Below are 14,469 nucleotides of genomic sequence, written 5' to 3' on the forward strand. Positions count from 1 at the left end.
GTCGATGATGGACTCCGATCGTCGTGGGTCGGGCGTTGCAAGGGTCGGCGGACGGCACTGGTCACCCGCGATCGTAATCGGTCTCTCGACTGCGGAGAACTACCTTCTCCAAAATGGCGAAGCTGTTCTCGCGCGGCGGTGAGACCGGCGCCGGGCTGCGGTGCTCTGGTCTATACGCGCCCGCGGGCGGCGCATAACAGGGTGCTCAGCGGGTAGCCCGGCGCCATGACCAAGATCGGATACTTTCTCACCTGCGAGCAATTCGGCCCCAAGGAACTCATCCACCAGGCCAAGCGTGCGGAGGACGCCGGATTCGAGGCGCTGTGGATCTCAGATCACTATCACCCCTGGAACGACGAGCAGGGGCAGAGCCCGTTCGTGTGGGGAGTGATCGGTGCGCTGTCGGAGGCGACGTCGTTGCCGGTCAGCACCGCCGTCACCTGCCCGACCATGCGAATCCACCCGGCGATCATCGCGCAGGCGTCGGCCACCGCGGCCGTGCAACTCGAGGGACGCTTCGTGCTCGGGGTGGGCAGCGGAGAGGCCCTCAACGAACACATTCTGGGCGATCCCTGGCCGTCCGCCGGAGTGCGCCTAGAGATGCTGGAGGAGTCGATCGACGTCATTCGCAAGCTGCACAAGGGGGGTGAGGTGAGCCACCACGGCAAGCATTACGAGGTGCAGGAGGCGCAGGTCTACACCCGGCCGGAGCAACCGGTGCCGATCTATGTGTCCGCGTTCGGCCCGCAAGCCGTCGAGCTGGCGGCCCGCATCGGCGACGGCTACAGCATCGCCATGCCCGACGGCGACCTGGTCAGGAAATTCCGGGAGGCAGGCGGCGGCGACAAACCGGTGCAGGGCGGTACAAAGGTGTGCTGGGACGAGGACGCCGACGCCGCCCTGAAGACCGCGCACCGGTTGTGGGCCAACGAGGGTCTGCCCGGCCAGACGTCGCAAATCTTGCCGCGCCCCAAGGATTTCGCGGCACTGCAGTCGCTGGTGCCGCCCGAGACGGTGGCCGAGAGCGTCGCGTGCGGCCCGGATCCCGAAAAGCACATCGCCCAGGTCCGCGAGTACATCGACGCCGGCGTCGACGAGATCTACGTGCAGCAGATCGGCCCCGACATGGAGGGGTTCTTCGCGGCGTGGGAGCAGGGCGTGCTGCCGGAACTGCGCGGGTAGGGATCAGCCCTCGAAGTCGGTGCTGCTGGTGAGCTCTTCCCATTTTCGAATCTCGGCGGCCCGCGCGTCCGCTGTGTAGCGGTAGGCGGCCAGCGCGTCCGGCCCGAGCAACAAAAACGCCGGCGGCTCAGGCGATTCGACGGCCGCGATGATGGCGTTGCCGGCCTTGGCGGGGTCGCCGGGCTGATTGCCATGCATGGTGTCGTTTTCCTTGCGCCGCTGGCCCGCGGTGGCGGCGTAGTCATCGATGACGGTGGCCGACTGGGACAGCGAGCGGCCGGCAAAGTCGGTGCGGAAAGCGCCGGGTTCGACGATGGTCACCGAAATGCCCAGCGGGACAAGTTCACCGCGAAGGGCTCCGCTGATGCCTTCGATCGCGGCCTTCGCCGCCGAGTAGTAGCCGGACCCCACCGGGGTCAGCTGGGCGCCGATCGAGGAGATGTTCACGATGGCGCCGCTGCGCCGCGCCCGCATGCCGGGCAGCACCGCCTTGATCATGGCGACGGTGCCGAAGAAATGCGTCTCGAACAGTGCGCGGACGTCGGCGTCGTCGCCCTCCTCGACCGCGGCGCGATAGCCGTAGCCGGCGTTGTTGACCAGCACGTCGATGTCACCGAATCGCTCGATCGCCTGCCGCACGGCCGAGGCGACCTGTGCGGGGTCGGTGACATCCAGGGCGGCGGTGAGCACCCGCTCGGGTGCGGTCTCGGCAAGGTCGGCAACCTTGGCGGCGTCCCGTGCGGTGACGACGGCGTTGTGGCCGGCGCCGATGACGGCTTTAGCGAGTGCGCGGCCGAGCCCGGTCGAGCAGCCGGTGATGAGCCAGGTCGACATGACTCTCCTTTCAGTCGGGTCGCAGCTCAGTCGGTCAACGCCCGGCCCACGATATTGGGGTCCGGCTCGCCCACCAGCTCGTGATCCTTGTCGTCATAGTCGGATTTGGCGAGAACGTAGCGCATCGCGTTGATCCGGGCCCGCTTCTTGTCGTTGCTCCTTACCACGATCCACGGCGCGGCCTCGGTATCTGTCGCCTCGAACATCGCCTCCTTCGCGGCGGTGTAGTCGTCCCACCTGTTGATCGACTCCATGTCCATCGGCGAGAACTTCCATTGGCGCACCGGGTCGACCAACCGGATGGCGAAACGGGTGCGCTGCTCGGCGGGTGAGACCGAGCACCAGAACTTCGTCAGGTTTATCCCGTTGTCGACGAGCATCTGCTCGACGAGCGGCGCCTGCTCCATGAATTCGGCGTATTGGTCTGGGGTGCAGAATCCCATCACCCTCTCGACACCGGCGCGGTTGTACCACGACCGGTCGAACAACACGATCTCGCCGCCGGCCGGCATGTGGTTGATGTAACGCTGGAAATACCACTGCGTTTGTTCGCGTTCGGAGGGCTTCTCCAGTGCCACCACCCGTGCGCCGCGCGGATTGAGGTGCTCCATGAACCGCCGAATGGTGCCGCCCTTTCCGGCGGCGTCACGTCCCTCGAACACGATCACGTGCCTGCCTCCGGTGCGTTTGGCGTGATTTTGTAACTTCAGCAGCTCGACTTGTAAGCGCCGTTTCAGCCGCTCGTACTCGTCGCGCGGCATTCGGTGGTCGTAGGGGTAGCGCTCGCGCCACGTGTCGACGTATTTGCCCTCGCGGTCGAGCAGGACCGGGTCGTCGTCATCACGGTCGTCCACGGTGTACCCGTGTTCGGGGGTCGACAAGGCGTCCAGATCGATATCGGTCATAGTTCGACGCTATCGGCCTTGTCGACCCCTTACCCGCCGAAGGCCGGGCCGTCGAATCGATCTCGGGTGATGAAGTCTGCGACCGGCCGGCGGCGCAGTTTGGTCAGCTGCCGCACCGGCTTTCCGACCGGCACGACGGCGGCCACCGCGTGCCGCTCGGGGATGCCCAGCAGTTCGCGGACGTGTTCTTCGGCCGCGATGGCCATCGTCGTGATGGTGCCGCCGTAGCCCTCGCTACGCGCGGCGAGCAAGATGTTCCAGATCAGCGGGTAGACCGAGGCCCCGCCGGCGATACCGACGCGGTCCAGGTTCTGGTCGATGGCGGCGACAACGGCCAGGTCGACCGAAACCACGAGGACGACAGGCGCTTTGGCGATCGGCGCCACGAACGTCTCGGGGATCTCGGTCGCGTCGATGACGTCTTGCGGCACGCCGCTGGGATGAACCGAATTCCAAGGGTTTTCATCCGCCTGCAACTGGGCGAAGTAGCGGCGAGCGGCGGGCCTGCCGAGTTCGGCCAGTCGGCGGCGGACCGTTTCGTCGCGCACCACGGTGACATGGGCGCCCTGCCTGTTGCCGCCGCTGGGAGCGAACCGGGCGTTGTCGAATATGCGCCCCAGCACCTCGTCGGGCAACGGATCGTCGGTGAATTCCCGTGCCGCGAAAGTCGTTCGCATCACGTCGTATAGCTGCATGGCGGGACGGCTCATCAACTCGCGGACGCGCACCGCTCCAGGCGGAAGGTGCGTTCGAACCCGGCCGGCTTCGTCGTCAGCGTCACTTCCACCGCACCGCTGGGGGCGATGACGTAGCGCTCCTCGACGTCGGGCCCGTCCGTCCAGCGGCCGACCGGCTGACGCCCGAGGTCGTCGCGGTCGTAGAGGGCCGGGTCGAACGGAAACAGCACCGGGTCATAGGGCGTGACGTCGCCGTCGGGACGCCCGTTGACCAGGCGGCTGCATTCCACGAACCGGAAGTGCCCGATGTTGTGCGCCGCTCGATATTTTCGCTTCACCACTAGCGGGGATCGCCCGTCGGCCGGAAGCGAAACGTCCTTGCACACGATCGGGTCGAAGACGACACCGGCGCCGGCCTCGGCCTCCCGGAATACCCCGAAGTTCCTCGAGAACCGTTCGGACAGCGCAAAACCGGACTCCTTGTCCAGAAAGACGGCGAGTCCGATGGCGGTGGCGGCGAAGGGGTGCGGCGAGCGTTTCACCCGCTTCTCGCCGAAGGTGCTGCGCAGCATCCGGGACACCAGCGGGAAGCCGCCGGCCCCGCCGACGACGTAGATGCCCGCCACCTCCGACCAGTCCACGTCCTTGCGGGCGCGCGCCGGATCGTGCAGAACCCGGTTGAGCAACTCCGTCGTCTGGTCGACCAGGGGCGCGCACACCGCGTAGACGTCGTCGATGGGGCAGGAGAACGGGGGCCGATCGACCGCGGACAGGTCCACCAGAAAGCGGCGCGTCTGCGGTCCGACGGCCTCTTTGCGGGCGGCGCACTCCTCGGCCAGCAGACCGCGCTCGGCGGCGCCGAGGCCGGGCAGGTTGGCGCCGGCCAGCACCAGCTCCACGATCGCCTCGTCGAAGTCGTCACCGCCGAGGCGCTGAATGCCCTCGCTGATGACGACCTCGTTCGCGTGCCCGGTCATCTTCAGCAGCGACGCGTCGAATGTGCCGCCGCCCAGGTCGTAGATCAGGACGTATTCGCGCTTGGCGGTGATGGTGGATCGGTACCGGTGGGCGTATTCCAGGCTCGCGGCGGACGGCTCGTTGAGCAGCGCGACGACGTGAAAACCCGCGGCCACGTAGGCATCCAGGGTCAGCAGGCGCTGGGCGCTCGACGCGTTGGCCGGCACGCTGATCGCGGCTTCGATGCCTTCGCCCGGCGCCAGGGTGACGTTCGAGTGCCGCTGCAGATCGGTTTTCAGCTGGGCCAGGAAGCCGGTCAGGAGATCGGCCAGCCGATAGTCACGGCCCGCGAGGGTGACCCCGGTCTGGGGACCGGCATCGTTGAGCAAGCGTTTGAACGAGCGCAACACCGACCATCCCGGTTCGTGGCGGACGGCGGCGGCGTCCGCGCCGAAGCGCAACTCCCCGGCGGCGTTGGCGGCGACGAGCGACGGCGACGCATCCACGCCCTCGAAGGAGACGACGGGATAGTTGCCCCGGTCCACGGCCGCGACGACGGTGTGGGTGGTGCCAAAGTCGATGCCGACTCTCATCGCGCAAGTTTAGGACCGCGACGCGGGCTTGGGCATGACCTTTTTGCGCGGCGTGCCGTCCGCGTTCGCTCAGTCCTCGAAATGGCGCTCGTAGTCGTTGCGCTCGAGCCACCACTGCAGGTTGTAGGTCCCCATTCCGAGCAGCAGCATCAACCCAACGCAGGCGACGCTGACGATCGCGGTCACAGCCTGTCCATTTCGCGCGCCATGCGGGCGTCCTCGATGTAGACGATCCGCGCCGGGTAGTGGGGGTGCCGCGGCTCATCCGCGTCCGGGGCCATCCGCCGGAGCGCGGCGGCGATCCGGCCGGCGAGGGCGGCGCGGTGCGTTCCCTGGACGGCGGCGGTGCCGAAGAGCACCTGTTGGGTGCTGATCAGGACCTCGGCGGGTGCCGCTTCGACCGAGGACGCCGCCGGGGACGGTTGCGCAATGGGCCGGTGGACGGTGTCGGATGCGGTCGGGAGTCCCGTTGGCGTGACCAGCATTTCGTCCACCTTCTTCGCGTTGCGGCCCGGTTGACCAGGTAGGTCTGCCGGCGATGCAGTCAACGTAAGGTCGGCGACCATTGATAGGCACGCGTAGTCGACTACCTGTTTGCGCGCGGCTCGCTACGGCACCTCGGCAGGTAATGGTCAGCGGGCGGTCAACGCTCCTGAGCGGCGACGACCTCAGGGGTCGACGTCGCCAACCCGTCCCACCTGCGTTGCACCTCGCGTTCGGCGGCGGTGGGGATCAGACCCGAGGGCGCGAAGAACCTCGAGGGCACCGGGTCGTCCTCGGTCAGCGGCCGGCTCAGCTTGCTGCCCGGACCGCGAATTGCCCCGAACGCGACCAGGACTCCGGCGATCAGCACGATGACGACGGCCACCGCGAACAGGATGGACAGCGTGCCCTGGATGAACGTGTTGCGGATGACCTCGTCGAGCTGATGGGCGTTCTTGGCCGATCCGAACGACGTCTTACCGGCGCTCCTGGCGGCCAGGTACCGGAAGTGCTGCGTCCAGTAGCCGACGGCGGGATCGGCGGAGAAGATCTTCTGCCACGACGCGGTCAGCGTGACCACCAGATCCCACAGCAGCGGCGCCCCGGGAACCCACGCCCATTTCAGCAGGCCCTTCTTAATGACGATCACGGTGATGACGGTCAGCGCGATCGCCGCGAGCAGCTGGTTGGCGATGCCGAACAGCGGGAACAGCGTGTTGATGCCGCCCAGCGGATCGGTCACGCCCATCAGCAGGATGCCGCCCCACGCGGCGACCACCGCCAGGCTGCAGCCCCAGACGCCCGGGCGCCAACTTGGGTTCTGCAGCTTGGCCAGCGGCCCGCCCAGGTTGCCCAGCGCATCGGAGAGCATGAACCGCGCGACCCGCGTGCCCGCGTCGACGGCGGTCAGGATGAACAGCGCCTCGAACATGATCGCAAAGTGGTACCAGAACGCCTTGAGACCGGCGCCGCCGAAGGCCCGGTTCAACACCTCGGACATGCCCACCGCCAGCGTCGGGGCGCCGCCGGTGCGAGACACGATCGACTTTTCGCCGACGCCGGCGGCGGCCCGGTTCAGCTGGTCCGCGGTGGCCGGTCCGCCCGACAACCCGAGGCCGTTGACGTAGTGCGCCGCGGTGGCCGCGGTGCCGCCGGTCTGCGCGGCCGGGGCGTTGAGCGCGAAGTACACGTGCTGGTCGAGGACGGCCGCGCTGATGAGCGCCATGACGGCGACGAACGACTCGGTCAGCATGCCGCCGTAGCCGATGAAGCGCATCTGGCTTTCCTTCTCCAGCAGCTTGGGCGTCGTCCCCGACGAGATCAGCGCGTGGAATCCGGACAGCGCGCCGCACGCGATGGTGATGAACAGGAACGGAAACAGCGAGCCGGCGAACACCGGTCCGTCGCCCCGGTGGGCGAACCGCGAGACCGCCGGTGCCTGGATGAGCGGATGCGCGAGGAAGATGCCGAGCGCCAGCAACGCGATGGCGCCGATCTTCATGAACGTCGACAGGTAGTCGCGCGGCGCCAGCAGCAGCCACACCGGCAGCGCCGACGCCACGAAGCCGTAGCTGATGATCAGCCAGGAAACGGTGGCCGCCGAGAGGTTCAACCACGATGCGCCCCAAGAGGTTTCGCTGACCCAGTTGCCTGAGACCACGGCAAGCATCAGCAACGCGAATCCGATGAGGGAGACCTCGCCTACCCGCCCTGGCCGCAGGAACCGCAGGTAGCAGCCCATGAAGAGGGCGATGGGAATGGTCATGGCGATGGAGAACACGCCCCACGGGCTCTGGGCCAGTCCGCGCACCACCACCAGGGCGAGCACCGCGATGATCATCACCATGATGACGAGGACGCCGACCATCGCGGCGGCCCCGCCGGTGGCGCCCAACTCGTCGCGCGCCATCTGGCCCAGCGAACGCCCCCGACGCCGGGTGGAGATCCACAGCACCAGGTAGTCCTGCACCGCCCCGGCGAATACCGCGCCGAGGATGATCCAGATGCTGCAGGGCAGATAGCCCATCTGGGTGGCCAGCACCGGGCCGACTAGCGGCCCGGCCCCGGCGATGGCGGCGAAGTGATGGCCGAAGAGCACCCGGCGGTCGGTCGGCACGTAATCGGTACCGTCGTCGAGGATCTCGGCGGGCGTGGCGTGGTCGTCGCGCGGCCGGACGATCTTCAATTCGATCAGCCGGGCGTAGAACCGGAACCCGATCAGGTAGGTGCAGATCGCCGCGACGACGATCCACACCGCGTTCACCCTCTCGCCCCGGGCGAACGCGATGATCGCCCAGGCGACGGCGCCGAGCACCGCAACGATCGCGAACACGATCTTGTGCCGCGCGGTGATGGGGGAGCGGTCGACGACCGCGACGGGTGGCAGGTCATCGTCGGTGTGGATGTAGCTGACGTCTGTCCCGTGCTCTGTGACTGCCACGGCGGACACCCTACGCGCGCTAAACCAACTGCGCGTGTTCAGAAAAGCCCTGGTTCAGTACAGCGCGCGCACGGCGTCGATGGTGTCGGCCTCGGTGGGGCTCTTGTCGTCGCGATAGCGCACCACGCGGGCGAACCGCAGCGCCAGCCCGCCGGGGTAGCGCGACGATTTCTGCACGCCGTCCAGCGCGATTTCCACCACTTGTTCGGGCCGCACCTCGACGACGTACCCGTCTGTCCCGCCGACCGCGAGTTGGCTGAACCGGGCGGTCTGCCACTCCAGCATGGCGTCGGTCATGCCCTTGAAAGTCTTTCCCACCATGATGAATTCGCCGCTGACCGGACCACGCGCGCCCAGGTGGATGTTGGAGAGTTTGCCGCGGCGCCGCCCCGAGCCCCATTCCACCGCGAGCACCACCAGATCCAGCGTGTGCACCGGCTTGACCTTCAGCCAGCCCGCTCCCCGGCGCCCCGCCGCATACGGCGCGTCGGGCGCCTTGGCCATCACGCCCTCGTGGCCGGCGGCCAGCGTCGCGTCCAGGAAGGCGCCCGCCTCCGCGGGGTCGGCGGTGAGCAGCCGGTCGACTCGCTGCGCCGGCGGCACCAACGCGTCGAGGGCGGCCAGCCTCTCGGTGGTCGGGGCGTCGATCAGGTCGATGCCGTCGCGATGCAGGATGTCGAAGAAGAATACCGAAAGTCGCTGCGCAGCAAGGGCTGCAGCGATGTCGACCGAGCGCCCGAACCGTGAGGCGGTGATCTGGAACCGGTGGGGACGGTTGTCGGGCCGCAGTGCGATGGCCTCGCCGTCGGCGATCAGGTTGTCGACCGGCAGTGCCAGCGTCGCCTCCACCACCTCGGGCAGCCGGGCGGTGACATCGTCGAGGCTTCGGGTGTAGACGGTGACCTCGTCACCGGCGCGATGAATTTGCACCCGCGCCCCGTCCAGCTTGGCTTCGAAAATCGTTGAGCCGCCGTGGCGTTCGATCGCATCGGCCACACCCGTCGCGGTCTGCGCCAGCATCGGGCCGACCGGCCGGCCGACCCGCAGCGCGAACGCGTCCAGCGCCGACGCCGCACCGGACAGCGCGGCCGCCGCCACCGCCGGCAGGTCCCCGCCCAGCATGGCGGCGCGTTGCACCCCGGCGGCCGGGATGCCGGCGGCCTTGGCCACGGCGTCGGCCATGATCCCGGCCAGCGCGCCCTGGCGCAGTTCGCCGCCGAGGAGTCGCAGTAGAAAGGTCTGTTCGGTGTCGGTGGCGGCGGCGAACAGGGCGTCCAGCAGCGCGGCGCGGCGCGCCTGCGCGCCCTTACCCGACACGGCGCCGATCTCGGAGAAGGTGGCGTCGACGCCGGCGACGGTCAGCGAGGCGTGCGAGGCCGCCGGCGGGCGCGAGCGCAGCGCCGCCCAGCCCACGCCGATCTGGCGTTGCCGCAACTCACCGGAAAGCCACGCGACGATGATGGCGACCACCGCGGCGTCGGACGCGGCGCGGGTCAGCAGGCCGGCGATGTGGGTGACTTTGGTCAGCCGCGACGACGTGCTCCCGACGTCGGTAGACGTCGTCGCCACGTCGATGAGGAGCACGGTAGCCAGCTTGGCATGGCTCGGTGACAGCCCTCCGGAGCGGACACGCTAGCGTGCCTACGTAACGTTACAGATCGCAGTGATTCTGACAACCACAAAGGAGACGTCCGGATGGAGATCAGTGGGAAGAAGGTCGTCGTCATCGGCGGCGCCTCGGGGATGGGCCGTGCCAGCGCCGAGCTGCTGCACGAACGCGGCGCGGATGTCGCCATTCTCGACCGCGAGGGTTCCGACGGTAAGACCGTCGCCGAAGGCGTCCGGGGCACCTTCTACCCGGTGGACGTCACCGACTTCGCCGGCACCGAGGAGACGCTGCAGGCGGCCGTCGACAAGCTCGGCGGCCTGCACGTCATCATCACCACCGCGGGCGGCGGTATCGCCAAGCGCACGATGACCAAGAGCGGTCCGCACGACCTGGAGTCCTTCCAGTCCGTGATCGACCTCAACCTGATCGCCAGCTTCAATATCAGCCGGCTGGCCGCCGCGCACATGGCCAAGAACGAGCCCGAGGACGAGGAGCGCGGCGTCATCATCAACACCGCGTCGATCGCGGCGTTCGAGGGCCAGATCGGGCAGGTCGCCTACACCGCCGCCAAGGCCGGCATCGCCGGCATGTGCCTGACCATGGCGCGTGACCTGGGCTCGCTGGGCATCCGGGTGCTGGCCATCGCTCCCAGCCTGTTCGCCACCGGGCTGACTCAGGGCATTCCGGACGAGTTCGCGGCGGCACTCACCAAGGATGCGGCGTTCCCCAAGCGTCTCGGCCGTCCGGAGGAGTACGCCAAGCTGGCCGCGGCCATCGTGGACAACCCGATGCTCAACGGCCAGTGCCTGCGACTGGACGCGGGGCAGCGGTTCGCCCCCAAGTAGACGCCCCCCGTTGGGGCGCTCCCCGCATTAAGTACACTCTTTAGGCAGCCGCCCCGCTTCCCCTCGAAGCGGGGCAGGCCACCCAGCTTCAGCTCCGAAGTTGCGGACCGCGCGGCGGTCCGAGCGGGAGCGGGACAATCACACCCGGCTGGCATGCGGCGCGAGGAGGGCCCTCATGGGTATCGCAATAACCGACGACCATCGTGAACTCGCCGAGGTAGCTCGCGGATTCCTGACCTCGCAGAAGGCGCGGTGGGCGGCGCGATCGCTGCTTGACGCCACGGACGAGCCGCGCCCCGGATTCTGGCAGCACCTGGTCGAGCTGGGCTGGCTCGGCCTGCACGTCGACGAGGAGTACGGGGGCTCAGGGTTCGGGCTGCCCGAGCTCGTCGTGGTGATCGAAGAACTCGGTCGCGCGGTGGCGCCCGGGCCGTTTGTGCCCACCGTCATCGCATCCGCGGTGATCGCCAAAGACGGTACCGCCGAACAGAAGTCGCGGCTGCTGCGCGGCCTGATCGACGGAACCGTCACCGCGGGCATCGGGCTGGGCAGCGACGTGCGGGTCAACGACGGCGTGGCCGAGGGTGAGGCCGGAATCGTCCTGGGAGCCGGGCTGGCCGAGCTGCTGCTGATCGCCGCGGGCGACGACGTGCTGGTGCTCGAGCGTGGCCGCGACGGTGTCTCGGTCGAGGTACCGGAGAACTTCGATCCGACGCGGCGGTCCGGGCGCGTCCGCCTGCAGAACGTGCGCGTCTCCGGCGACGACGTCCTGACCGGGGCAAGGCAATCGGCGCTGGCCCGCGCCCGCACCCTGCTGGCCGCCGAGGCCGTGGGCGGGGCGTCGGACTGCGTCGACGCCGCCGTCGACTACGCCAAGGTGCGCCAGCAATTCGGGCGCACCATCGCCACTTTCCAAGCGGTCAAGCATCACTGCGCGAACATGCTGGTGGGCGCGGAGTCCGGGATCGCCGCCGTCTGGGACGCCGCCCGGGCGGCGTCCGAGGACGAGGAGCAATTCCGGTTGATCGCCGCGGTGGCCGCGGCGCTGGCCTTCCCGGCCTACGTCCGCAACGCCGAACTCAACATCCAGGTGCACGGCGGCATCGGCTTCACCTGGGAGCACGACGCGCACCTGCACCTGCGCCGGGCGGTGGTGAGCGCGGCGCTGTTCGGCGGTGACGCGCCGGCCGCCGACGTCTTCGAGCGCACCGCCGCCGGCGCCGTCCGCGAGAACAGCCTCGACCTGCCGCCGGAAGCCGAGGAACTGCGCACCGGCATCCGCGCCGACGCCACCGAGATCGCCGCCCTGGGCAAAGAGGCCCAGCGCGACAAGCTGATCGAGACCGGCTACGTCATGCCGCACTGGCCCAAGCCGTGGGGACGCGCGGCCGACGCCGTCGCGCAGCTGGTGATCGAGGAGGAGTTCCGTGCGGCCGGCATCAAGCGGCCGGACTACGGCATCACCGGCTGGGTGATCCTGACCCTGATCCAGCACGGAACGCCTTGGCAGATCGAACGATTCGTTGAGAAGGCGCTGCGCAAGGACGAGATCTGGTGCCAGCTGTTCTCCGAGCCCGACGCCGGCTCGGACGCGGCGTCCATCAAGACGCGCGCCACCCGGGTGGACGGCGGCTGGAAGATCAACGGCCAGAAGGTCTGGACCAGCGGGGCGCACTACTGCGCGCGCGGCCTGGCCACCGTGCGCACCGACCCCGACGCCCCGAAGCACGCCGGCATCACCACGGTGATCGTCGACATGAAGGCGCCCGAGGTCGAGGTGCGCCCGCTGCGGCAGATCACCGGCGGCTCGGACTTCAACGAGGTCTTCTTCAACGACCTGTTCGTCCCCGACGAGGACGTCGTCGGCACGCCCAACTCCGGGTGGACCGTCGCGCGCGCGACGCTGGGCAACGAACGGGTCAGCATCGGCGGCAGCGGATCGTTCTACGAAGGACTGGCCGACCAACTGGTGCAGCTCACCGAGCAACGCCCGGATCGGTTGGCGGGCAGGCGAATTCGAGTCGGTTCGTACCTCGCCGAGGAAACCGCGCTGCGGCTGCTGAACCTGCGTCGCGCCGCGCGCAGCGTCGAAGGCGCGGGCCCCGGCCCGGAAGGCAACGTCACCAAGCTCAAACTGGCCGAGCACATGGTGGAGGGCGCCGCGATCATGGCGGCGCTGCTGGGTCCCGAGGTCGCGCTGACCGACGGTGCCGGCGCCCTGGCCGGCCGGCTGATGATGGGGGCCCGTGGGATGGCGATCGCCGGCGGCACGTCGGAAGTCACGCGCAATCAGATCGCCGAGCGCATCCTCGGCATGCCGCGTGACCCGCTGATCAACTAGTCCGGGGCGGTCAGGCCGGCGCGAATTGCGCCGCGCCGCCGCTGCCGCGTTCCGGCCGCAGGGCGACGGGCATCCCGCAGCTCACCGAATCCGGTTCGCAGTCAACGATATTGGCGGCGACGCGCAGGCCACCCTGTTCGGCGAGCTCAACGATCGCGATGACGTACGGGGTGGGGATCTCCGGGTTGTACGGGTGATGGTTGACCGTGTAGGTGAACACGGTGCCCCGCCCGGAAACTTCTCGCGCCTGCAGCGTGCCGCCGCACTCCCGGCACTCGCCGCTGGCCGGATGCACCCAGCGCGCGCAGTCGTCGCAGTACTCGATGAGCAGCGCCCCGTTCGACACGACGGATACAGTACACTCAATTGATTCGATGCGGGGGCGGTGTGGTTCTGACGGGCGGTGTACATGACGCATTTCGAAAAAGACGCGATCTTGTCCGGCATCGGGATCTCACGAATCGGCCGCCGTACCGGCATCCCTGGCCTGGAGCTGACCATGGAGGCGGTGCGCACCGCCATCGAGGACGCCGGGCTGACCGCCGGCGACATCGACGGCATCGCCACGCTGGGTGACACACCCGCGGCGGACGTCAACGCCCAGCTGCGCATCGACGCCGCGGACTGCGGGTCGGGCTTCGGCACCGGCGGCCTGCTTTCGCCGGTGATGTCGGCCTGCCGCGCGGTCGCCGAACACCGCGCCCGCCACGTGGTGGTCTACCGGACGATTCAGATGCTCGGCGGCACGGTCCCGGTCAAGCAGGACGAGAACGCGCCGGCCCAGCCGCTGGCGCGCATGTTCGAGACACCCGAAGGCGAGCCGAAGCCCGCCGTCGGTGCGATGGACGACGTCAACGATCTCGTTGCGGCGCATGCCTATTCCGCCGCCAACTGGCTGGCGCTCAACTGCCGTCGCCACATGGACCTGTACGGAACCACCAAAGAACAGCTGGGCTGGATAGCGCTCAACGGCAGGCGCAACGCGGCGTTGAATCCCCGTGCCGTCTACCGGGATCCGATGACGATGGCCGACTACCTGGGCGCTCGGCTGGTGTCCACCCCACTGGGGCTGCTGGACTGCGACGTCCCGATCGACGGCTCGATCGCGGTGGTGGTGTCGCACGCGGAGTACGCCGCCGACTGTCCGCACCGCGCGGTGAAGGTGGAGGCGATCGGCGGGTCCGACGGCGCCGGCGGCTGGTTTCACCGCGCGGACTACCCGAAGATGGCGATGTCGGATGCGACGGCGCAGATGTGGTCGCGCACGACGTTGAAGCCCGCCGACCTCCAGGTCGCGCAGCTCTACGACGGATTCACCTATCTCACCCTGGCGTGGCTGGAAGCGCTGGGGGTCTGCGGAGACGGCGAGGGTGGCCCGTTCGTCGAGGGCGGGGAACGGATCGCCCGCGACGGGCACCTGCCGCTGAACACCTACGGCGGCCAGCTCTCGGCGGGGCGCATGCACGGCTACTGGGCGCTGCACGAAGGGTGCCTGCAGCTGCGTGGCGACGCGGGGGAGCGGCAGGTATCGCGTCGCCCCGAGGTGGGCGTCGTCTCCGTCGGCGGTGGACCCGTCGCGGGGTGCATGCTGCTGACCTGTTGA

Annotated in this window: 12 protein-coding genes; 4 read left to right on the forward strand and 8 right to left on the reverse strand. The window is 68.7% G+C overall.

The genetic code is table 11. From position 1 onward, the window contains the following. Positions 1–225 precede the first annotated feature (225 nt). A complete protein-coding gene (locus A5760_RS01720) occupies positions 226–1,182 on the forward strand; it encodes an LLM class F420-dependent oxidoreductase (RefSeq protein ID WP_064877359.1) in 957 nt (318 codons plus the stop codon). Between the two features lie 3 nt (positions 1,183–1,185). Here the strand turns inward: A5760_RS01720 and A5760_RS01725 are convergent, their stop codons facing one another. The 7 genes from A5760_RS01725 to A5760_RS01755 form a co-directional block, all read right to left on the reverse strand. Then, complete coding sequence (locus A5760_RS01725; RefSeq protein ID WP_064877360.1) at positions 1,186–2,016, reverse strand: oxidoreductase; 831 nt, start codon at positions 2,014–2,016, stop codon at positions 1,186–1,188. A 26-nt stretch (positions 2,017–2,042) separates the two neighbouring features. Beyond that, a complete protein-coding gene (gene ppk2 / locus A5760_RS01730) occupies positions 2,043–2,921 on the reverse strand; it encodes a polyphosphate kinase 2 (RefSeq protein WP_064877361.1) in 879 nt (292 codons plus the stop codon). A gap of 29 nt (positions 2,922–2,950) precedes the next feature. Further along, positions 2,951–3,616, reverse strand: a complete 666-nt coding sequence (locus A5760_RS01735; protein WP_196771943.1) for a nitroreductase family protein — start codon at positions 3,614–3,616, stop codon at positions 2,951–2,953. Between the two features lie 14 nt (positions 3,617–3,630). Next, on the reverse strand, positions 3,631–5,148 hold the full coding sequence (locus tag A5760_RS01740; protein WP_064877363.1) for an Hsp70 family protein: 1,518 nt from the start codon (positions 5,146–5,148) through the stop codon (positions 3,631–3,633). Between the two features lie 182 nt (positions 5,149–5,330). Next, positions 5,331–5,633 carry a hypothetical protein gene (locus tag A5760_RS01745; RefSeq protein WP_155764160.1) on the reverse strand — a complete coding sequence of 101 codons (303 nt, stop codon included), beginning with the start codon at positions 5,631–5,633 and terminating at the stop codon, positions 5,331–5,333. Positions 5,634–5,791: 158 nt separating this feature from the next. After that, the gene (locus A5760_RS01750) at positions 5,792–8,080 is read right to left on the reverse strand and encodes a carbon starvation CstA family protein (protein ID WP_419538206.1); all 2,289 of its coding nucleotides are present in this window, start codon (positions 8,078–8,080) and stop codon (positions 5,792–5,794) included. A gap of 45 nt (positions 8,081–8,125) precedes the next feature. Continuing rightward, positions 8,126–9,655, reverse strand: a complete 1,530-nt coding sequence (locus tag A5760_RS01755) for an ATP-dependent DNA ligase (protein WP_064877365.1) — start codon at positions 9,653–9,655, stop codon at positions 8,126–8,128. Positions 9,656–9,766: 111 nt separating this feature from the next. Between A5760_RS01755 and A5760_RS01760 the strand changes: the two genes are divergently transcribed. Both A5760_RS01760 and A5760_RS01765 read left to right on the forward strand, forming a co-directional pair. After that, entirely contained in the window at positions 9,767–10,525 is a 759-nt protein-coding gene (locus A5760_RS01760; protein WP_064877366.1) for an SDR family NAD(P)-dependent oxidoreductase, read from the forward strand. A gap of 175 nt (positions 10,526–10,700) precedes the next feature. Further along, a complete protein-coding gene (locus tag A5760_RS01765) occupies positions 10,701–12,866 on the forward strand; it encodes an acyl-CoA dehydrogenase (RefSeq protein WP_064877367.1) in 2,166 nt (721 codons plus the stop codon). 10 nt (positions 12,867–12,876) lie between these two features. Here A5760_RS01765 and A5760_RS01770 read toward each other — a convergent pair whose 3' ends face one another. After that, on the reverse strand, positions 12,877–13,212 hold the full coding sequence (locus tag A5760_RS01770; protein ID WP_064877368.1) for a Zn-ribbon domain-containing OB-fold protein: 336 nt from the start codon (positions 13,210–13,212) through the stop codon (positions 12,877–12,879). 63 nt (positions 13,213–13,275) lie between these two features. Between A5760_RS01770 and A5760_RS01775 the strand changes: the two genes are divergently transcribed. Next, positions 13,276–14,469, forward strand: coding sequence for a thiolase family protein (locus tag A5760_RS01775; protein ID WP_064877465.1), 1,194 nt, complete (start codon positions 13,276–13,278; stop codon positions 14,467–14,469).

The organism is Mycobacterium colombiense (assembly GCF_001665835.1).
Taxonomy (GTDB): Bacteria; Actinomycetota; Actinomycetes; order Mycobacteriales; family Mycobacteriaceae; genus Mycobacterium; species Mycobacterium colombiense_A.